Annotated in this window: 24 protein-coding genes; 7 read left to right on the forward strand and 17 right to left on the reverse strand. The window is 37.6% G+C overall.

Annotated features, from left to right (window positions below; translation table 11 throughout):
- Positions 1 to 6: 6 nt before the first annotated feature.
- The 5 genes from H4I94_RS08125 to ispH form a co-directional block, all read right to left on the reverse strand.
- Positions 7 to 693, reverse strand: a complete 687-nt coding sequence (locus H4I94_RS08125) for a pilus assembly protein PilX (RefSeq protein WP_261182736.1) — start codon at positions 691 to 693, stop codon at positions 7 to 9.
- A complete protein-coding gene (locus tag H4I94_RS08130; RefSeq protein WP_261182737.1) occupies positions 690 to 1,676 on the reverse strand; it encodes a PilW family protein in 987 nt (328 codons plus the stop codon). The genes H4I94_RS08125 and H4I94_RS08130 overlap by 4 nt, the downstream gene beginning before the upstream one ends.
- Complete coding sequence (gene pilV / locus H4I94_RS08135) at positions 1,666 to 2,151, reverse strand: type IV pilus modification protein PilV (protein WP_261182738.1); 486 nt, start codon at positions 2,149 to 2,151, stop codon at positions 1,666 to 1,668. The genes H4I94_RS08130 and pilV overlap by 11 nt, the downstream gene beginning before the upstream one ends.
- Before the next feature lie 19 nt (positions 2,152 to 2,170).
- On the reverse strand, positions 2,171 to 2,602 hold the full coding sequence (locus H4I94_RS08140) for a Tfp pilus assembly protein FimT/FimU (RefSeq protein WP_092820177.1): 432 nt from the start codon (positions 2,600 to 2,602) through the stop codon (positions 2,171 to 2,173).
- Positions 2,603 to 2,766: 164 nt separating this feature from the next.
- Positions 2,767 to 3,717, reverse strand: coding sequence for a 4-hydroxy-3-methylbut-2-enyl diphosphate reductase (ispH, locus tag H4I94_RS08145; RefSeq protein WP_092820178.1), 951 nt, complete (start codon positions 3,715 to 3,717; stop codon positions 2,767 to 2,769).
- 135 nt (positions 3,718 to 3,852) lie between these two features.
- On the opposite strand from ispH, the gene gmk reads away from it, so the two are divergent.
- From gmk to bfr, 6 genes are all read left to right on the forward strand, one after another.
- Complete coding sequence (gene gmk / locus H4I94_RS08150) at positions 3,853 to 4,476, forward strand: guanylate kinase (protein WP_092820179.1); 624 nt, start codon at positions 3,853 to 3,855, stop codon at positions 4,474 to 4,476.
- A gap of 76 nt (positions 4,477 to 4,552) precedes the next feature.
- Positions 4,553 to 4,834: a DNA-directed RNA polymerase subunit omega gene (gene rpoZ / locus H4I94_RS08155; RefSeq protein ID WP_004896248.1), complete on the forward strand. Its 282-nt coding sequence runs from the start codon at positions 4,553 to 4,555 to the stop codon at positions 4,832 to 4,834.
- 220 nt (positions 4,835 to 5,054) lie between these two features.
- Entirely contained in the window at positions 5,055 to 7,160 is a 2,106-nt protein-coding gene (locus H4I94_RS08160) for a RelA/SpoT family protein (protein ID WP_261182740.1), read from the forward strand.
- Between the two features lie 69 nt (positions 7,161 to 7,229).
- Positions 7,230 to 7,613, forward strand: a complete 384-nt coding sequence (locus H4I94_RS08165; protein ID WP_092820181.1) for a RidA family protein — start codon at positions 7,230 to 7,232, stop codon at positions 7,611 to 7,613.
- Between the two features lie 223 nt (positions 7,614 to 7,836).
- Entirely contained in the window at positions 7,837 to 8,031 is a 195-nt protein-coding gene (locus tag H4I94_RS08170; protein WP_086174534.1) for a bacterioferritin-associated ferredoxin, read from the forward strand.
- 253 nt (positions 8,032 to 8,284) lie between these two features.
- Positions 8,285 to 8,749: a bacterioferritin gene (gene bfr / locus H4I94_RS08175; protein ID WP_092820182.1), complete on the forward strand. Its 465-nt coding sequence runs from the start codon at positions 8,285 to 8,287 to the stop codon at positions 8,747 to 8,749.
- A 61-nt stretch (positions 8,750 to 8,810) separates the two neighbouring features.
- Here the strand turns inward: bfr and H4I94_RS08180 are convergent, their stop codons facing one another.
- Entirely contained in the window at positions 8,811 to 10,445 is a 1,635-nt protein-coding gene (locus tag H4I94_RS08180; RefSeq protein ID WP_261182745.1) for a PglL family O-oligosaccharyltransferase, read from the reverse strand.
- 235 nt (positions 10,446 to 10,680) lie between these two features.
- Here H4I94_RS08180 and H4I94_RS08185 point away from each other — a divergent pair, with 235 nt between their 5' ends.
- Positions 10,681 to 11,880 (forward strand): glycosyltransferase, encoded by a 1,200-nt coding sequence (locus H4I94_RS08185; RefSeq protein ID WP_261182747.1) that lies wholly within the window; start codon positions 10,681 to 10,683, stop codon positions 11,878 to 11,880.
- A gap of 17 nt (positions 11,881 to 11,897) precedes the next feature.
- Here H4I94_RS08185 and H4I94_RS08190 read toward each other — a convergent pair whose 3' ends face one another.
- The 11 genes from H4I94_RS08190 to rfbB form a co-directional block, all read right to left on the reverse strand.
- Positions 11,898 to 12,980: a glycosyltransferase family 4 protein gene (locus H4I94_RS08190; RefSeq protein ID WP_261182748.1), complete on the reverse strand. Its 1,083-nt coding sequence runs from the start codon at positions 12,978 to 12,980 to the stop codon at positions 11,898 to 11,900.
- Positions 12,981 to 13,009: 29 nt separating this feature from the next.
- On the reverse strand, positions 13,010 to 14,107 hold the full coding sequence (glf, locus tag H4I94_RS08195) for a UDP-galactopyranose mutase (RefSeq protein ID WP_261182750.1): 1,098 nt from the start codon (positions 14,105 to 14,107) through the stop codon (positions 13,010 to 13,012).
- 3 nt (positions 14,108 to 14,110) lie between these two features.
- Positions 14,111 to 15,028 (reverse strand): glycosyltransferase family 2 protein, encoded by a 918-nt coding sequence (locus H4I94_RS08200; protein ID WP_261182752.1) that lies wholly within the window; start codon positions 15,026 to 15,028, stop codon positions 14,111 to 14,113.
- On the reverse strand, positions 15,029 to 16,033 hold the full coding sequence (locus H4I94_RS08205) for a glycosyltransferase family 2 protein (RefSeq protein WP_261182753.1): 1,005 nt from the start codon (positions 16,031 to 16,033) through the stop codon (positions 15,029 to 15,031).
- Between the two features lie 30 nt (positions 16,034 to 16,063).
- Entirely contained in the window at positions 16,064 to 17,179 is a 1,116-nt protein-coding gene (locus H4I94_RS08210; RefSeq protein ID WP_261182754.1) for a glycosyltransferase family 61 protein, read from the reverse strand.
- A 113-nt stretch (positions 17,180 to 17,292) separates the two neighbouring features.
- A complete protein-coding gene (locus tag H4I94_RS08215; RefSeq protein ID WP_261182755.1) occupies positions 17,293 to 18,408 on the reverse strand; it encodes a DegT/DnrJ/EryC1/StrS family aminotransferase in 1,116 nt (371 codons plus the stop codon).
- A gap of 4 nt (positions 18,409 to 18,412) precedes the next feature.
- Positions 18,413 to 18,829 (reverse strand): MaoC family dehydratase, encoded by a 417-nt coding sequence (locus H4I94_RS08220; protein WP_261182756.1) that lies wholly within the window; start codon positions 18,827 to 18,829, stop codon positions 18,413 to 18,415.
- 3 nt (positions 18,830 to 18,832) lie between these two features.
- Positions 18,833 to 19,375: a GNAT family N-acetyltransferase gene (locus H4I94_RS08225; protein ID WP_261182757.1), complete on the reverse strand. Its 543-nt coding sequence runs from the start codon at positions 19,373 to 19,375 to the stop codon at positions 18,833 to 18,835.
- Complete coding sequence (locus H4I94_RS08230) at positions 19,365 to 19,769, reverse strand: sugar 3,4-ketoisomerase (RefSeq protein ID WP_261182758.1); 405 nt, start codon at positions 19,767 to 19,769, stop codon at positions 19,365 to 19,367. The genes H4I94_RS08225 and H4I94_RS08230 overlap by 11 nt, the downstream gene beginning before the upstream one ends.
- A complete protein-coding gene (rfbA, locus tag H4I94_RS08235; RefSeq protein ID WP_261182759.1) occupies positions 19,766 to 20,650 on the reverse strand; it encodes a glucose-1-phosphate thymidylyltransferase RfbA in 885 nt (294 codons plus the stop codon). The genes H4I94_RS08230 and rfbA overlap by 4 nt, the downstream gene beginning before the upstream one ends.
- Positions 20,643 to 21,707, reverse strand: coding sequence for a dTDP-glucose 4,6-dehydratase (rfbB, locus tag H4I94_RS08240; protein WP_261182760.1), 1,065 nt, complete (start codon positions 21,705 to 21,707; stop codon positions 20,643 to 20,645). The genes rfbA and rfbB overlap by 8 nt, the downstream gene beginning before the upstream one ends.
- Between the last annotated feature and the right edge of the window lie 16 nt (positions 21,708 to 21,723).

Genomic DNA, 21,723 nt, shown 5'->3' on the forward strand with positions numbered 1-21,723 from the left:
CTTTCTTTACGATACTAACTTCGGCTGACCGCCAACGGTATAATCCGAATGCTGCATGTTATAAGGAATACCTAAACCCTCAAAACATGCCCCCACTGCCGAAGCTCGCTGCTTAAAACAGCCCTCTATTTGAGTAGTAGTCGCACCTGCAAAACTTGGCAAGACTGAAATGACAGTCGCCCCGATATTATGCGTGGTTACCGGCACATTACTTTGTCCAAGACTTGTCCCTTTGGGCACACCACCAAATGGTGTAGAGGTTGTTGCATTTTTGGTTAAATACACTTGTGACAGCACTGCAGAACGCCCCATTGCAAATTGATTAGCTTTACAAAAGCCATCAACACCAATCTTGGTCGTTGATCCATCCGCTGTAATCGCGCTAGCTTTAGATAATTTAAAGAAAGAATTTTCCGATGCGCGATAACAAAATACCAATTCATCATTAGCATTTGCTGAAGAGTTGAAATAAGCAAACATGCCATCGAGTGCCAACTGCCTTGCCACTTGATCGGGGTTCTCGATATTAAATAAAGCAGAGTCAGAATTCCCCATCAATAAAGCATTCACCTGACTATTTGTCGCAATTTTCAATCCTAAAATTCCCGATTTCACAGCAATTGTGCCCAGTAATGTCACAAGCACCAAAATAATCAAAACTGTAATAAGCGTTGCACCTTGTTGTTGTTTCATTGCGATGCCCCCAATGTATTCCGAATTGCGACAACTTGATTAACCGCTTGACGTAAATATCGCTTATTAACTGCAGCATCACCTGCTAGCGTGACATTATCCTTACCAGCAACATCAAATGTCGTTTGAGTATTTAAACTTGCATCAGCACCAATCGTCCCTGTCGAACGAGATAAAATTCCTACCTCCATTGAAGTCACTTGCAGATAAGTTTTTGCACAAGTATCTTCAACAATTGGGGTCGCACATGCATCACGAATATCATCCATTTCATCGATGTACTCATTGATGGTCATATAACGAAATTGGCCAGAAGGATTTTTCACACCTAAACGTATTTTAAATGCATCTACACGTTGCATCATTTGTTGTGCATTATTGGAACCATGCACACCTAAACCGGCAATTGCAGTTGGTGCACTCTTAGGATATGAGCCCGCATCACAATATAAGGAGTAAGCTGTTGGTTCACCTGTAATTTGTTGTGGACTAGCAGCCAAATAATAACGCTGCACAATTACCAGATTTGAAGCAGGTGCAACAGCAGTTCCGACTGTTGCTCCCTCACAGTTAATAATGCTTTCAGTTTCAGGGGTATATTGAATAGTTATACGGTCACTTTTACCTGTAGTATTATCAGTATCTCTGTCTTGCAAACTGACCAATTCAGTTTCTAAATTCGTGATCGTCTGTAATGCAAGAGGCAGATTTTCCTTTTTAAAAATAATCCCTGAACCATTCACAAAATTATTTATTTTTTGTGCAGATACAGTATTCAAATTGGTATGACGTAAGTCATGTGCGACCAAAGACAAACCGAAATTAGCATTTTGTTGTAATTCGCTCATTCCTGACTGTAACCCCAAAGAACGCGAACTACTTAAAAATGCAGCCAGACCCGCCGCAACAATAAGCAAGCCTAAAGTTAAAGCAATCATTAATTCAATCAGAGTAAAGCCCGAGGTATAGTGCTTATGAGCCATAGTTATATACCTCCATAATAATACATTTGGCATTTGGGACATAAGCAGTGCCATTGGTACAGTTTGGACTGCCCGTACCATTTGTTGCCGTTGTACCCTCCCAGGCAACATAGATGCATTTGCGAACTAGAGTAGAACCCTGGCAATTTAGGACATTTATACTCATGCCCAAATTAGTTGCTCTTGTTTTCACCTGTCTAAAATCGTAGTTCGCCATTTTTGTAGCATCACAAAAGCTTGTCGCACAGTTATCTGCTTGACTATTGTCAACATAACCGGCCAACCCATCACGATTCACGCGCATTCTTTCTGCCAGATCCCTAGCAATATTAGAAGCTTGTACATTCATTCCAGCCTCTGCACTCGCTCCCATAGCCCTTATTTGCAATGCTACAAAACCCAACACAGCAATGCTTAAAAGCACCAGTGCAACCAGCACCTCTACGAGCCCAACCCCTTTTTGAGTATTTTTCATTTGTAATTATTCCTTATTCTCAGGTTGGGCAACTTGTTGCCATTTTGTTATAAACGACCGTTCCACCTTTTTGCACATAAACGTAAGCTTTCAAAGCTGCATCGCTATTATGTTTAAATACAAAACACTGGCCATTGGTTGTTATTTTGGATTGCCCTAAACGATTGAAAGTAACGCTGGCATCACCACTTTCTTTCGTCACATGATTGGGCACCCATTTTTTATAGAATGTTGAAACACTGTTATCTACAGCCAAAACCCGCTCACCCTGTTTAAAAATTGCTTCAGACCTTGTTTCTGCTAATAAATCTACAAAATCACGTGTATCTCTTATTAGTTGGTTTTTTCGAATCGTCTGAGTAAAAGAAGGAACAGCCATTGTTGAAATAATCGCCAACACAGCTATCGTGATCATAAGTTCAATTAAGGTGAATCCTTTATTTTTATTCATACTTTCCCCAAGGCAACAAAACTTTACCCTAGTAAAAATAATATCGGACCAACTTACAAAACTGACACAAATAAAGATAAAAGGCATAAAAAAACAGATAACTGTCATTTCACAGTTATCTGTTCATTTTTTTAAAAATTTCAGAATGTTAAATCATTCACGCTTTATGCTTGAGTTACAGGAATACGTAACTCTTTCGGCAAACTAAAAGTAATATTCTCTTCACGTCCTGCCAGCTCTTCCGGTGCTTTCGCGCCCCAATCCTGTAAACGCTGAATCACCTGCTTGATTAAAATTTCGGGTGCCGATGCACCGGCAGTTACCCCAATTTTGGTATTTTCATCAAACCAGGCCTGATCAAGCTGATCTGCATTATCCACCAAATAGGCATGTTTCCCCATACGTTCCGCCAGCTCGCGCAGACGGTTTGAGTTTGAAGAATTAGGAGATCCTACGACCAAAACCACATCACATTGAGTGGCCAGGTCACGTACCGCATCTTGACGGTTTTGCGTGGCATAACAGATATCATCCTTACGCGGCCCCTGAATTTCAGGAAATTTTGTACGTAAAGCATCAATCACTTTCGCGGTATCATCAATGGAGAGCGTCGTTTGGGTCACAAATGCCACTTTCTCGGGATGACGGATTTTTAATGCCGCCACATCCTCTTCATCTTCCACCAGATAGATTTCGCCACCATTTTTCTTGTCATATTGCCCCATGGTGCCTTCCACTTCCGGGTGTCCTTCATGTCCAATCAAAATGGCTTCCGTGCCTTCACGCGCATATTTGGTCACTTCTATATGCACTTTGGTAACTAGTGGACAGGTGGCATCAAAGACTTTCAAACCACGACGCTCCGCCTCAATTTGTACCGCTTTTGACACACCATGTGCACTAAAGATCACGATATTGTCATCGGGAACTTCATCCAGTTCATCGACAAAGATAGCACCACGCTGACGTAAATCATCCACCACAAACTTGTTGTGCACCACTTCATGACGCACATAAATAGGCGGATTAAAGCATTCCAGTGCCCGATTGACGATCGCAATTGCTCGGTCGACACCTGCACAAAAACCACGTGGATTGGCCAATACAATTTCCATAAGATCCTCAATGTTCACCCGAAGTTGAGCGGAATAATTTGAAATAAATGCCAACAAAAAGACGCTTGGCTATTTTGTTTGCGGGTCGTCTACTCTAAAATAGAGAAGATATTTTATCATATCAGGAAAAATATCATGTCGGGTCTCTTGTTTGTCGTTTCTGCTGCATCCGGAACAGGCAAAACATCCCTCGTTAAAGCCCTTCTCGACCGTGTGACCAATCTGCACGTTTCTGTCTCTCATACTACTCGTGACCAACGTCCCGGTGAGCTTGACGGTGTACATTATCATTTTTCAAAAAAAGAAGATTTTCTTGCCTTGGTTGAGCAAGGCGGTTTTATTGAATATGCAGAAGTGTTTGGCAATTATTACGGTACGGCTCAAGCCACTGTAAAACAGCAGCTTGCCAAAGGGCATGATGTTTTACTTGAAATTGACTGGCAAGGTGCAGATCAAGTCCGCAAACTTTTTCCCGAATCGAAACAAATTTTTATTTTACCGCCAAGCCAGTTCGATTTGCGCCAGCGCCTATCCAACCGTGGCACAGACTCTGTTGAAGTGATTGAGCGCCGCCTGGGCTGTGCAGTTGAAGATATGCAGCAGTATACAAACTTTGACTATGTCATTATTAATGATGACTTTAATAAAGCACTGCATGATCTGGAATGTGTGATTATTGCCAATCGTTTAGTGATTGCACAGCAGGCAGCCCGTCATCAGGAACTGATTGAAAAATTAATTACTCCTGTTGAACCGTGATTAAAACTTGAGTCTGCAGGCAAAGCATTTTATACTGCCCAGTCTGTTCAAATTTAATATTCAAACGAGAATTCTTATGGCACGCGTAACCGTTGAAGATTGTTTAGACCATGTAGACAACCGCTTTGAGCTTGTACTAGTGGCAAGCAAACGCGCGCGTCAATTGGCACGTCAAGGCATTGAACCAACTGTAGAATGGGATAACGATAAACCGACCGTAGTTGCTTTACGTGAAATTGCGGTAGGTCATGTATCTAAAGATATTTTGAAACAACGTGATCAAGACTATCAAACTTCTAGCCTTGACCTTGCACTTTCTGCAAACAATTTGAATTTAGATGGCTTTTCTTTCCAATAAGAAAAAATATCTTAAAAAAGCCTAGTTTTAACTAGGCTTTTTTTATTGCACAACTTTAATATTGGATGAATAACCGTTATAACATAAAATTAAAGATACGTTATTTAGGATGTATCTTTTTGCTGTTTTTTAAATGAAAAAATTGACAAGTCATGCAATATGCTTTTCATTAAAGCTCTAGCGATTTAAATTGTAGAAACTGAAGTAATAAAGGTGTTATATGCCAGGCCCACAGGTCAGCCAAGCCAAACAACAGCTCAAAATTATTATCGACGCTTACTTAAGTGCAAGTGATGTCGAGCGCGTGCTTGTGGCCTGCGATTATGCCGATATTGCCCATGACGGCATCACCCGTAAAAGTGGTGAACCCTATATCCTGCATCCGATTGCGGTCAGCAGTATTCTTGCGCATATGCGTCTGGATGCCGAAACCCTGATGGCCGCCCTGCTGCATGACGTGATTGAAGATACCGATTTCAACAAAGAAGACATTACGGAAAAATTTGGCCGCACGGTGGCCGAGCTGGTCGATGGCGTGACCAAACTCAGTCATTCTAGCGACAAAGAATATAATAAAGCCGCCTCCTTCCGTAAAATTCTGCAAGCTACCCTGCAAGACCCGCGTGTCATTATTATTAAGCTGGCTGACCGTTATCACAACATGACCACTTTAGGTTCGTTGCGCCCAGATAAACGGGCACGTATTGCCCAGGAAACCTTTGATATTTTTGTGCCGATGGCCCGTATCGTCGGCATGAACGAGATGGCCGACAACCTAGAACATCTGTGCTATCAAAATCTTGACCTGGATATGTTTAACAATGTTCAGGATGCCCTACTACAAACCAAACCGAAACGCTGTGAATATCAGAGTATCTGGGAAAAAAACCTGACTGAACTGCTGCAACAGCACCAGATTACTGGCCGTATTAAGAAGAAAAATAACAATATTGAATTGCTGCGCCACTTCGTCAAAAACGATATTGACCTGCAAGAGCTCACCCACAGCCATGCTTTTGAAATTATCCTGCAAAGCATTGCCGACTGTGACCGTCTGGCAGAAATCCTGCGCGAAAATTTCCAGATTCTACATTATGAAGATCATATCCGCCGTCCATTGCCAGGTGGCAACCAGTCTTTAATGATGCGCTTAAAAGGTGAGAAAACCACGCTCTCTTTGACTATTCAGACCGAGCTGATGCGTAAGGCTGCCCGTTTCGGTGTGGTCCTGGGTGAAAATGCACCGCAAGCCTGCCGCTCAGCCATTCAGGCGTCTATGCAGAACCTGAATGTACTGGTGGATGGTGAATGTGCCAAAACCACCTTTAGTGATCTGTTGGATTATCTGCATCAGGAAAAAATCTGGGTGTATACCCCGCATGGCCATTTGCACGAACTTCCACAAGGGGCTACAGCCGTCGATTTTGCTTATTCAGCCAGCCTGTTTTTAGGCAACCATGCTGTCGGAGCAAAAATAAACGGTGAAACCCGCCCCCTTTCCACACCACTGGTCAGTGGGCAAGTGATCGAGATTATTACCGATGTTCTGGCGACACCAAATCCGGACTGGCTCAGCTTCATCAATACCCAAAAAGCGCGTCGTGCCATCCAGAATATTTTGCGTGATCAGGATATTGAAGAACAACAACTGGTCGGCCAGCAAGCCCTGAACCGTGCACTGAAACTGTTTAATCGCTCCATCAAAGATTTAACCGAAGCAGACTGGATTGATATATTGCAATGGCGACATATCGAATCTAAGGAACACTTATTTGAACAGATTGCCGTGGGCGACCTGTTACCGCAATTAGTGGCCAACCACCTGTTTGCACAAGGACAAAGCCTGGATAACCAGTCTTCTACCCGTCTTATTCAAGGCACAGAAGGTGTAGATGTCAAATACGCCCATTGTTGCAATCCTGTGCTTGGTGATCCAATTCAGGGACATCTCTCACGGCGTGGCTTGATTGTGCATCGTGCGCGTTGTCATAACCTGTTGCATGAACAGCATCTGCATCCAGAAAATATTATGCCCTTGCACTGGACATCTGAAGATTTCGATGACATCAGTTTCACTGCCTATTTAAGCATTGATATGCTGATGAATGATGAACAGATTTCTGACCTGATTTATCAGTGCCGGAAAGAAAAAACCGGTGTAGAAATGGTTCATGCCCATGAAGGCAAAACCTATGTGCATATTGTAGTGCATAACCGTAAGCAAATTGCCCAGATTATTCGTGATTTACGTATGCACTTTGGTTTTCCACGCATTACCCGTTTAGCCCAGCCCATTAACATTGCTGAAGCATCCAAAGCCAGTTAGTTCAAACATAAGTCACTCTTATTGAATAATTTAGGCTATGATGCATAGAGATGATATAAGGAGAAATCGATGTCCCGTCAAGTAATCCATACTGAAAATGCACCTGCAGCTATTGGTACATATTCTCAAGCAATTTTAGTTGAAAATACCCTATACCTTTCAGGTCAAATTGGTTTAGATCCTTACAGTATGGAATTGGTTGAAGGCATTGAAGCACAAATTCGCCGTGTATTTGATAACTTGAAAGCCGTTTGTGAAGCAGCCGGTGGCTCATTGGCAGATATCGCCAAACTGAATATCTTCCTGACCGATCTTTCCCACTTCCAGCTGGTCAACCAGATTATGGGTGAATATTTTGCCCAGCCTTACCCTGCACGCGCAGCATTAGGTGTCGCCAGCTTGCCTAAAGGAGCTTTGGTTGAAATGGATGGTATTGTAATTATTAATCAATAATTTACAAAACTCATTAAATACCCACGTCTCAAAAATTCATTTCCAAATGATCAATTCATCTTGAACGAAAATCCGAGCAGCACTCGGATTTCCGCTCAGGTGCTATTTTTTTATTCAAAAACTCAATCATAATAAATGATATTTCAAATGAATTTCATTGACAAACGATAATAATTATCAATAATATCACTTATCCCATTTCACTTTTATGTGGCCAGTTCAAATGTACGTATGCTTATGTCGTGGTATTACCGATCAAGATATTAAAGATGCCGTTGCAAATGGTGCGGAAAGCTATCGTGAAATTCGTGACCTGCTTGATTTAGGTACCTGTTGTGGCCGTTGCGCCCCTGAAGCACGCGCCATCATTAGCGAAGAACTTTCAGAAATTGCAGCCCGCATCTCTGTGGCAGCTTAGAACCCGATTATTTCAATGAGAAACTGGATGATCAAAAGATCATTTTCTCCTCTCCCGCTTATGACTCTAGGCGGGTTTTTTATACACGCCCATGTAGCATAGCGCCTATTATCGTTCTTGATTGCGATTTTCATTTGCTGTTCAATAAACTACTCGCCATTGTTTTGCTTGTTGTTTAAGATATTTGCAATAATCATTTTTTTTGATTGCCTGACCCTTGTGAAGGCAAAAAATTGTTGATGGAGAACTTACAATGAAAGGCAATCGTGACGTCATTAATCAGTTAAATCAGGTGCTTTATCACCAGTTGACTGCCATTAACCAGTATTTCCTGCACTCACGCATGTTTAACGATTGGGGAATTGAGAAGCTGGGTTCGGCAGAATACAAAGAATCGATTCAGCAAATGAAAGATGCAGATAAAATTATTGAACGCATTCTATTTCTTGAAGGTCTGCCTAACTTACAGAATTTAGGCAAGTTATACATCGGTCAGCATACTGTTGAAGTACTGAATTGCGATGTACGTAAAGTCAACGAAAATATTGAAGCCCTGCAAAAAGCGGTCAGCTTGGCCGAGCAGGAAATGGATTATGTCACCCGTGATCTTGTTCAGGAAATTCTAGAAGAAGAAGAGGAATATCTGGATTGGGCCACCACCCAGCTTGATCTGGTCGAGAAAGTCGGTATCGAAAACTACATTCAAAGCCAAATTTAAGTTTAAAAACAGCCAGTCGATTGACTGGCTGTTTGAGTTGGTCGATTCACTTTTTAAAATTTTACTTTTTGGCAGCAGGCTGGGCCAATGACGCATAGTCCCAATCGACTTTACGTAATTTTTTTAACAACCAGAGCTGATGTCTGGCTTCCTGTTCATAGCCATTAAAAGCCAGTATTTTGGCATACTTCAGCAGATCATAGGAGGTCGGATAATTAAGCACCATCTCCCTAATTTCTTCAAGCTGTTGTGCACTCACCTTGCTATAGGGATTCATACGAATCCAGTCTATACGCCGGTTAAATTCTTCCAGCAAGTAAACCTGATCTTGATTGGTAATTTTTTGCGGTACTTTTTCGTAGCGTAGCGTTTGATTGAGTTTAGGAACCATCACCGAATAATCCCGCACGATCAGAATCAGCAGCAAGAAAAATAAACCGTAAACAACCCGCATATAATTGGGTGAAAGGGTCAGGATTTTGGTATCTGCCTGTTGTGACTGAACCAGACCAATAATAAAACCGACCGGGAGCAGGAAATAGGCATAGTACTGCGGGAATTCCAGCATGGCGTGAATCAATACTGCACCCACCATTAAAATTCCGATCACGGATTCAACAGAATTGACACGCTTATTTAGCTGATAACCCCAATAGCCAAAATAAGCCAGAAACGGCAAGCCTATAATTACGCCATTCCACAAAATAAAATCGAGAATAAAATTATGCGCGCTACGAATCCATACCGGTCCCTGGAAATGATCACTGACTAGGGTATATGCGACACTGGTTTGATTCCAGCCATAACCAAACCATGGACGATCCATAATGGCATGCAGCATTTGATTCCAGATGGCTAACCGCGACATATCCCCGGTAGCGCGTCTTGCCACATCTACAGCTTTAATCTGTATATCCAATAATTGGGTTAAATAGCTCCCAATAACAGGCAATACCAGGACTAATCCTATAAATACACCTAACCATGCCGCCAGGGAATACCATTTAATATGGATATAGCCTTTGAATTGCTGATAAGCCAAATAAACCAGAATAAAGACACAAGCCACCCATGAGGTTCTGGATTGGCTTAATGCCATGCTCACCAACATAATAAATGCCGCTGGAACCAGCCATTTGGTCTGGACTTTTTTGGTTTCATATAAATATAAACAAGCCAAAAGTGACATGAGCAAAAAAGTAGCCATATTGTTTGGCTGGGCAAAATTGGCATAGGGACGAACAGCACGTTGCATATTCACCATCCCGGGGATATAGGCATCGAGCGTTAACCATTGGCAAATCGCAATGACACCCGTCGCTGTTCCGGCCATGAGAAACACATAACTGAGTCCGGTAAAAATGTTTGCTCGGTCTACTTTCTCGCTCGACAAGTTATAGCCAAGCACTACGCTCAGCCAGAAACCAAGCACAAATAAGCTACATAGCAAGGCTTTATCAAAGAAAAAAAGCTCACCTGCCCCATACTGAACCAGCGGGATAGCCGCGAGAAATAATAGCGGCAGGCTGATCACTGGCAATTTAATTTTGTCTTTTAAAAAAATGGCAGCCAATGTAAAGAGTGATAAAAAAGCAAACAGTTCCCCCGTGTAGGTGACCCACGGGCGGTAATGGATAGGCAGAAGCCAAGCCAGGGAGATGAAAACACTGGCTAAGAGAAGGAGGAGGAATTTCATGATTAAATCAGTGAAAATAGAATATGGTTATAATAACTTAGATTATCCGATGGAGTACAAGAGAGATTCATTTGGCTGATCTAAAAGAAACTGTAAGCATAATACTTTCTATTTCTTATAAATTTTTATCATGTAGAATATCCTGAATAGGATTAAATTTTTAGATAGATTAAAAAAATTGCGGACGAAAATATCTGAAATTTAGCGCATTACTCGATTCTCTAGGCTTTTCTTTATGGCTCAAAAAAAAACAGTACTGGTTTTAGCATCAACTTATCCACGCTGGGCAAATGATCATGAGCCTGGGTTTGTCCATGAACTCTGTAAAAGACTTGCTCAGCAATTTCATGTAATTGCACTTGTACCCGATGCTGTAAATGCCGATCCGAATGGGCTCCTAGATGGTGTTCAGGTCGTTCGTTATAAATATGCCCCTAAAAAATTACAATCATTGGTCAATAATGGCGGTATCGTTAACAATTTAAAAGCTTTTTGGTGGAAATGGTTGCTTGTTCCTAGTTTTCTGATAGGACAATATTTTGCAGTCAAAAAAATTTTGAGTACACAAAATATTGATATTATTCATGCACATTGGTTAATTCCACAAGGTTGGATTGCAAGCCGATTTTGCAAAAAATTTAATCTCCCTTATCTGGTGACTTCACATGGGGGAGATTTATTTGGTTTACAAAGTAATGTTTTAACGAAGGTAAAAAAGAAAGTTGCAGAGGATGCAACTGCAATGACTGTTGTCAGTCAGGCAATGAAAGAATACTTAGAGCAAATTTCAATACAACCTAAAATACTTAAAGTTATTCCGATGGGGGTTGATTTACAAAATCGCTTCACGCCTAAATCTGATATACAACGCCATAAAAATGAAATACTTTTTGTCGGGCGGCTCGTACCTAAAAAAGGGCTTAATTATTTAATAGATGCTTTATCTATTTTGGTAAGAACCTGTCCAGAATTATCCTTAAAGATTGTGGGTTTTGGACCTGAAGAAGAAAATTTGAGAACACAGGTACAGCAGTTAAAGCTTGAAAACAATGTCAAATTTTTAGGTGCATTATCACAAGACAAGCTTCCTGATCAGTATAGGCAAGCTACCCTTTTTGTGGCTCCTTTTGTACGAGCAGACAATGGTGATCAGGAGGGATTACCGGTTGCATTGATGGAAGCTATTGGCTGCGGATGCCCTGCTGTGGTCGGTCATGTAGCAGGAATTGAAGATTTATTAGGCGAAGACATCAAACACATTGCGGTTAATCCACATAATAAACAGGAATTAATCGCGGCAATTTCCACGGCTTTAGATGAACCAACCCTTGCTGCTGAGCGTGCAGTACGTATTCGAAAAAATGCGTTAGCACTTATAGAGTGGGACAGCGTAGCCAGTGCTTATGCAAAAATTTTGGCAGCGAGCACACAATAATTTTTTGAGATGAAAGCTTAATGTTGCAATTTTAGTGAAGTGATGAGGGGTTCAATATCTTTGATAATGGTTTCCCAATCTTTAATCGCAATTCGTGTGTGCCGTGGCGTGTTCAATTGTTGGGCGAGTTTTAAAGCCAAATCCTCTGCATTACCTGCTTCAAATAATGTTTGAGGCATATCTTTAAATAAATAGTTCATCTCACCAATATTAGCCACTACCACAGGTAAATGGCAAGCCAGCATTTCATAAGCTTTTTGGGGAAAACAATAACGACCAAAAGGGGTATCCAAGATTGAAATAATACCGACATCTAAAGCCTGAAAAAGAGTGGCCACTTGATGATGTGGCAATGCTCCCAAATAATGAACTCTATCACCTACAGGCGGTGGATATTCCTTTTCATAAGGCCCTGCAATAACTAAGTCCACATTTGGTAATTCTGATTTAATCTTTTCCCAAGCTTGATAGATTACCTGAACCCCCTTGTCTCTATATAAACCACCCGCTGTTCCAATATATAGCCTATCTATTGGTAAACCGAGTTGTTTTCGTGCTGTTACTTTATCACTAGCAACAAAAATTTCAGTATCGATGGTACTTGGCATGGACAACACGATGCCTTTGGCACGATATTCTTGAGAAACTAAATCTGCTAATGGCCGACTTGTAGTAGTAATTAAGTGAGCTTTACAGACGGCTTTTCGCAATAAGCTTTTCATCCCAGGTATGCGTGCTTGTCCAAAACCTTCAAAGTTATCATAAAGATCTGCAACAAAAGGGACATTCAATTTTCTAGAACACCAAGCCCCCCACACAATATGGGGAATATCAGAGGCCGCAATAATGATGTCTGGCTGAAACTTATTTAATTGTTGTAAAAGAACAAAAGGATAAGATAATAACCCAGCTTTTTTAAATCCTTTATAACTTTTTGAATGCCAAATCAAAGATTTTAATTCATTTGACTCATCCCAAGTTCCACTTACATGACTTTGATAACTTAAACAAAAGCATTCTACTTCATGACCTAATAAAGATAATTGATTGGGTATCTCATATAAGCGGGCGTATTTATCTAAAATGACATCTTTAGACATATATTGACGCTTACATAAGAATGCTATTTTCAATTTAATTTCCCCAAAATTTTTTCTACAGCATTTAATGCCGCACCCACCACTTGATCCATATTGTAGTAGCGGTATTCAGCTAAACGCCCTACAAAAGTCACGTTTTCTTCTGCATTCGCTAAGGCTTGGTATTTCTTAAACAATTGCTCATTTTCATCTCGAGGAATTGGATAATACGGATCACCTATATCAGTTGGGTATTCTCGAACAATCGAAGTAGATGGATGCTTTTGACCTGTTAAATGCTTAAACTCTGTTATACGAGTAAAGTCAAAGTCATTCGGATAATTTACCGTTCCCACACTTTGATATTGCTCTATATTCTCTAGATATTGGTGTTCAAAGCGTAATGATCTATATGGCAAATGTCCAAATTTATAATCATAAAATGCATCAATTGGACCTGTATAAACTAAATGGTCGAATGTATCATTTTCATTGAGTACTTCTTTATATTCTGTCGAAAGACATACAGTAATATTGGGATGATTCAAAAGGTTTTCAAACATGGCGGTATAACCATGTAAAGGCATTACTTGATAAGTATCTGTAAAATAACGATCATCAGAATTGGTACGTGTTGGAATACGTGCAGCCACACCTGCTTTTAGCTGTGATGGATCAATTCCCCACTGTTTTTTGGTGTAATTTAAGAAAAACTTTTCGTATAAATCTCGACCAACACTATTTAGTACTACATCTTCACTGGTTCTAACTTGCTCTTTCGGCTCTCGAACTTTTTCAAAAAAATCAGCTGCACCTTTTTCATCAAGGTCTAAATTATAAAGTTGGTTGAGGGTATCCCGATTGATGGGGAATGGATATTCTTTTCCATTTACGACACCACGTACACGGTGTTCATAGTAATGCCATTCTGTATATTTGGATAAATAGTTAAATATACGTTTACTATTGGTATGGAAAATATGTGGCCCATATTGATGAATCAAAATACCGTGTTCATCTTTTACATCATAAGCATTGCCAGCAATATGATCACGACGATCTACTACCAATATCTGATGTCCTACTTCTGCAAGTTCACGGGCACATACTGAACCAGCAAAACCCGCCCCTACAATTAAAATATTCATTTTTTATAAATTCCAATAATCATGTCTTTTGCCTGCATGATTTGATAATCCATCATATAAACCAACAAGAAAAGCTTTAATCTGCTTTTTTCGATCACTTTCATAAAGCAATGCTGCAAATAGTCTTAATACTAGAGATGGAATTGTTTGTGTATAAAGTTTAATTCCATAATAAGATTTAGCAATAAAAATTCGATTTCTCGTATCGTAATATCTTTTCCATGGTACTAGCTTTAAGCAATTTATCTTTTTAATAAAAATATTTACTTCATAGCGATCAGATTTGGGATGCTCTATTTGACTTGCGCCACATATAAAAATTTTATAGCCTGCTTTTTGTGCTCTCATACAGTATTCTGTGTCATCAGCAGCGATAAAATAGGACTCATTGGGTAAACCAATTTTCTGATAAATTTCTTTACTTGTTAAGAAACCGAGAAACGGTAAAGATTGAACTTCTGATTTATCAGGTACATCCAGCTTCAAATTAACAACTTTAAATTTTGGAAGAAGTGTGGTTGTCCATGCGGTGGATTCTTTATTGACCGCCAATGAACCAAAGATGGCTTCAGGTACCGCATGCTTTACAAGCTCCTCTAATGCAGTAAAGTGTGGTAAAGCATCATCATCCATCATCCACACATAATCAGCCCCTTGTTCAAAGGCACATGTCATACCAACTGAAAATCCTCCTGCTCCACCAGTATTTTCTGCAAGAGCAATCAAATGAATATTCTTAGTGTTCAAAAAGCCCGATTTTTTTAACACCTGTAAAGTATCATCAGTTGAAGCATTATCAACAATAACAATCTGACTCAAACGATGTGTTTGATCATTTAAAGCAGACAAACACTGAAGTAGTAATTCTTTTCTGTTGTAAGTAACAATCACTGCAAAAACTTTAGATTGAGCGGCAATCATTTAAGATCCTTTAAAAAGCATATATGTTTTATAAATCATCCTATGTAATAAAGGATTTGCAAACATAATTATAGGAAATAACATGTATCTCCAATATGAAGGTATTTTTATTGATAAAATTAAAAAATTCAAAAATGAAAAATTCTTTTTTTCTATACAGTTTTGAATAAATTCAACTGCTAAAAGTCGCTGTTTTGCAACTTTAACTATTTGCTGATTCGCTTTGATAAACTGAACATCATTAAAAATTTGCTTAGCAACAAAATATTTATTTTTAATACGATGTAGTAAACGTGCTCTATGCCTATCAAAACTCTCATTTTTTAACTTTCGTGGCAACCACACAGACACATTTTCTCTGTAATAAATCAAGGGTTCATGTATATAACTTACACCATGTATTAGACTTGCACGAATAGTTAAAGGAATATCCTCAACATTTACATCTGGTAATAAGCTACCAAACTGATTGTTCAAATCTCTAGAATAAGCCGCACTAGCGCCCATCAATAAATACTTTTTATTACTATCTCGATAAGAAATGAGATTATATGCTGTTGGATTTATCGTAGAAATAGCAACGTCCAAAGCCCCACAATCTTTTCCATGTTGATCAATTCGTCTAGCACCACTGTAAATAGCACTCACATTTTTATCTAGTGCCAGCCATCTGTCTACAATTTTACTCACTCTCTCAGGAAAAGATATATCATCTCCTGCTGCAAAGATAATGAATTCCCCCAGTGCCATTTTAAATGCTTTATTAACATGACCACCAATGCCTAAATTTTCTGTATTTTTATTAATTATCACTCTATGATTTCCATCATATTTCTTAACAATCTTTTGGATAATATCGAATGTTGAATCAGTAGAGCAATCATCAGATATGATAATTTCTAAGTTTCCATAGTCCTGAGCTAAAACAGAATATACAGCTTTTTCAATATAATTCTCTTGATTATAACAAAATAAAAATAAAGTTATTAAAGGAGGCTTATCCATACAAATATCTAATCTCATTTATCAAAAATACTAAACTTCAGATATTTCAAGAATCTTATTAACTAGAAGTTCTTTATTCAAATAATATTCACCATGCAAAGCATCTTTTTCACTTTTTGACTCTGACGTTACAAAATGCATTTGCACTTCAAATATAGAGGATAATGTAGAATATGCAGAAAAATTTTTAAATTTTTCAGGTAACCAACTTACAACTTTTGTATTTTTTTTGCAAAAAATAATATTAGTTAAAAATGCACCTGAAGGTGCAACTATTAATTCCGCATTCGAGAATAATTTCATTTGTTCAGAAAAACTATAATCTTCTATAAAAATACTTTTTATATCTAAATTTATCAATATTTTAGATACCTCTTCCTCATTATAGTTTCTCCTATTATATGAACTAATCCCATTACCGCGTTTAATAAAAAATTTTTTAGGAAACTTATCTTCATTATCAAAACCGACTTCAATATAATTTTTAAAAAAAACATTACTTATCAATTTAGTTTTAGAGTCAGACAACCTAATATAATTAACATCATATTCACCTTTTACATTAAAAACAACATGATTAAAACTGGACATATAGTAAAGCTCTTGACATCTTAAAGCGGTATTCTTTCCTACATATTTAACTGGAATATTTATATTAAAATAATTTAAAAATAATTTAAAAGAATCTGCATATGATTTTATTTTTACAACATTCTCGTGAACCAAAATCAAATCAATACTATTCAACTGATTAAAAAAAATTAATTTCGGAAGTATTTCAATAATCCAATGAAAATAATTAAAAGAACCATTCCCCCCTAAAAAAAGCACACGACAATTCAAAATTTCAACTTTTTTATTTTTCCTAATAAAGTAAAAATTTTTCAAATTCGAAATGATATGACCATTATTATAATCACATAATTCTTGATCAACCCCTAAAAATCTTTCGATATAAATGTTTTTTTTATTATAAAAACTTGAAGATTCAATTTCAGCAATAACATTCTGAAGTTGATAACAATATATTTCTGGAATCTCAATCTTTTTCGTCTTTTTAGTATTATTAAAGTTAGGAATTTCAATCTTCCCTTCTTCTGCTCCTTCAAGTCTAATTTTTCTTTTAATACCAACGTCAAGCCACACTTTTTTCCTAAAAACCAATCTATTCATAATCATGAAGCATACTAACTTCACAATCGGGTAGGAAAGTAGCTTGTTTAAGAAAGAAAAATTCAACATATAAAATTCAAAATTACCTAATTAAATTCATTTAAAATTTGAATAATAAAGTTTACTTGATCATCTCTCAGTGCTGGATCTATCGGTAAACTTATCACTTCAGCATGTATTCTTTCAGATATTGGATAACTCAAATTTTTCCACTCTTTATATGCTTGCTGCTTATGTGGTGGAATTGGATAATGAATCAGAGTTTGAATACCATAATCTAATAAATATTTTTGTAATACATCACGATTCTTGCTTCGGATAACGAATAAGTGCCAAACATGTGGCAGATACTTATTTGCATTACCGTGAATAACTGGTAATTCAATTAAAGGGTTCTTTATACCCGCCAAATAAAGTTCAGCAATTTCACGACGGCGCTCTATTTCTTGATCCAGATACTTTAACTTTACATTCAACATTGCAGCTTGAATTTCATCTAAACGACTATTTACACCTTTATAGTGATTTTCATACTTGCGGAAACTGCCATAATTTCCTAATGCACGAATAGTTTGTGCTAATTCTTCATCATTAGTCGTAACAATACCTGCGTCACCTAATGCACCTAAGTTTTTTCCAGGGTAGAAACTAAATCCTGCTGCATGCCCCCAATTACCTGCCTTTTTCCCTTGTAATTGTGCACCATGGCTTTGGGCTGAGTCTTCTAACACTAATAGATTATGCTGTTTTGCAATTTGCATAATTTTTGGCATATCCGCTAATTGTCCATATAAATGAACAGCTAAAACCACACGCGTTTTATCTGTAATAGCCTGTTGAATTTTTAATGGATCAATATTATAAGAGCTAAGCTTAGGCTCAACCAATACAGGAATTAAATTGTTTTTAGTAATTGCTAGAATACTTGCAATATAAGTATTTGATGGAACGATAACTTCATCCTCATCTTGTAATTTACCTAGCTCTTTCCATGCACGTAATGTGAGACTAAGAGCGTCAAGACCATTTGCTACTCCTACTGCATACTTTGTACCACAATATTGAGCAAAGTTATTTTCAAATGTTACTAACTCTTTACCACCAATATACCAACCTGAATCAATAACTCGAGTACACACATCAATTAATTCTTGACGGTATTGTTGATTAAGCTTTTTCAAATCAAGAAAAGTGATCGTCATCTGATTACTCATTCGATATATATAATTCTGCAGTGCCAGCTATGCACTTTTTATCATCAACCAGAGCACCGATCTCAAATTTAACTCGTCTCTTTTCATAGTTGACATTAATTATTTCAACGACATAATCTACAGATTGATTCAAATATATAGGTTTAAAAAACGTATACTGCGTCTTCACATAAATACAGTCGGGACTGGGTAGAATATTAGCAAAAATAGTAGAAAACATACTACATGCTAAAGCACCATTAACAATTCTATCCCCAAACATGGTCTTTGAAGCATATTCAGCATCCATATGAATAGGATTAACATCTCCTGATATTAAGGAGAATTTTTCTACGTCATCCAAACTAAATGCTCTTTTTAGCTCAGCTTTATCACCTATTCGGATGCTATTTATATCTAAAATTTGCATAAACTAACCTAAAATATATTGATAATCATTCAATATTTCTTCATATTTATCAATAGGGTATATATAAAAATTATCTAAATCATTACAATCTATCAGTTGAGCACCTAAACGAATATGAAAATTATGTACACTAATATTTTCTTTTCTTACATCAAAATGTGACTGTTCAAACCCAAGCTGTTCAAATCCAAATTTATATACTAAAAGCGCACTTTCAATGGCTGCATAACGTGTTTTATTTACATTAAGAATCCAACTTCCCCAACAAAACGATTTTTTAGGATTCATTGTAAAGTCATATAATCTGACTGTTCCAATAGATTGATCATTATCGCTTCTACAAATTATGAAATAATATTCTTTCCCTATCTTCTCACGTTTTTTATAATCTTTGATCCATATTTCCTGCTCTTCAATAATAGCAGGAGACTTTGAAATATACTGATTTAAAGTAGGATTATTCCTTAGATTACAAATAAATTCCGCATCATTTTCAGTTACAAAGCGCAAATAAATAGTTTTTCCTCTTAGTTGCTTATCTACCATTATTTATACTCCTTAAAAAATCTTTATAATCAAGTATATAGTCACTTTCATCATAATGATCACTTGCCAAAACAAGTAACACACAATCATCTGAAAAGTCGTGTATTTCTCGCCACATTAAAGAATTAATCACTAAACCTTGTGTTGGCGATGTCAGTATAATTTCATCTTTTAGATGCCCATTGTCTAAAATAAAGCGGCAGCTACCCTTTAGACATATAGCAACTTGTTTTAAATTGATATGTGCATGAAAGCCACGTGATTGATTCGTAGTATTGAAAATATAATACAAACGCTTAATTTCAAAGGGAATCGATTGATTTGACTCAATTGCAACCAATCCTCCTCTTTGATCTCCAAAATTCGGCAAATCGATTAATTGAATTAAACTCATAGTAGATCTGTCACCAATGAAATCAGATATTGCCCATAGTCATTTTTATTCATACTTTGCCCAATACTTAAAACCTGTTCTTGAGTCATCCAGCCATTATTTAGTGCAATTTCCTCTAAACATGCAACCTTATAACCCTGACGTTTCTCAAGCGTTTCAACAAATTGAGCCGCTTCCAACAAACTAGAGTGCGTTCCCGTATCCAACCAGGCAAAACCACGCCCTAATAACTCTACATTTAGATCACCACGCTCTAAATACATTTGATTTACAGTTGTAATTTCAACTTCACCACGCTCAGAAGGTTTCACTTTTTTCGCAATTTCAACTACATCATTATCATAAAAATACAAACCTGTTACAGCAAAATTGGATTTAGGTTGCTTTGGTTTCTCTTCTAAAGAAATTGCACGTTTATTTTCATCAAACTCCACCACGCCAAAGCGTTCTGGATCTTTGACTTGATAACCAAAAACGGTTGCTCCAGTTTTACGGCTCACAGCTTTCCGTACCATTGGAGTAAAACCTTGACCATAAAAAATATTGTCTCCAAGTACTAAACAAACATTGCTTTTACCAATAAACTCTTCGCCAATAATAAAAGCTTGAGCTAAACCATCAGGGCTGGCTTGAACTGCATAGCTCAATTGAATACCAAACTGCGCACCATCACCTAACAAACGCTTAAATCCACCAATATCTTCAGGCGTACTAATAATTAATATTTCACGTATTCCTGCGAGCATTAATACTGAAATTGGGTAGTAAACCATAGGTTTATCATAAATAGGTAATAGCTGTTTAGACACACCCTTCGTTATAGGATATAAACGAGTCCCCGACCCACCCGCTAAAACAATACCTTTTGTTGTATTAGACATTCTTATTTATTCCTAATCTTTCCCGTTGGTAACGACCATCTTGCACTCGTTGACACCAATCTAAATGATTTAAATACCACTCTATTGTTTTTTGAATGCCTGTTTCAAAAGTTTCAACTGGTGACCATCCCAACTCATTTTTTATTTTCGTTGCATCAATAGCGTAACGTAAATCATGCCCAGGACGATCTTTTACAAAAGTAATAAGTTTTTTATAGGATTGTCCGTTAGATTGTGGCCTTAACAAATCTAAAATTTTGCAGATAGTATCTACAACTTCAATATTTTTCTTTTCATTATTGCCACCAATATTATAGGTTTCACCCACTTTCCCCTCGGTTGCCACCTTGTATAAAGCACGTGCATGGTCTTCCACAAATAACCAATCTCGAACTTGCTCACCATTACCATATACAGGTAAGGGCTTTGCCTCTAATGCATTCAAAATCATTAATGGAATTAATTTTTCAGGGAAGTGATATGGACCATAGTTATTAGAACAATTGGTAATAATAGTAGGTAGTCCATATGTTCGATGCCAAGCGCGTATTAAATGGTCCGAACTTGCTTTAGATGCAGAATATGGAGAACTTGGAGCATAAGGAGTCATTTCTGTAAAAAGATGATTCGTATCCTCTAAATCTCCATATACTTCATCAGTTGAAATATGATGAAAACGAAACCTTTCCTGAAGTTCACTATTAAGCTCTTTCCAATAAAGTCGTGTAGCTTCTAACAATGTATAAGTACCGACTATATTGGTCTGAATAAACTCTGCTGGACCATCAATTGAACGATCTACATGGGATTCTGCTGCCAAATGCATAATTACATCAGGTTTAAATTCTTTAATTGCTTGCAAAATTTCTGCTGAATTACAGATATCAATTCTTCTAAACTGGTATCTTGGATGTTGTTCTATTTCTTTTAATGACTCCAAATTACCCGCATAAGTTAATTTATCAATATTTAATACATAATGATCAGTTTGTTTTAGAATGAACCGTATTAAAGCTGAGCCAATAAAACCTGCTCCTCCAGTAATTAAAAACCTCATTTAAAGCTCCGTAAAC

The sequence above is a fragment of the Acinetobacter sp. T_3_1 genome (assembly GCF_025377055.1).
In the GTDB taxonomy this organism is placed as follows: Bacteria; Pseudomonadota; Gammaproteobacteria; order Pseudomonadales; family Moraxellaceae; genus Acinetobacter; species Acinetobacter kookii.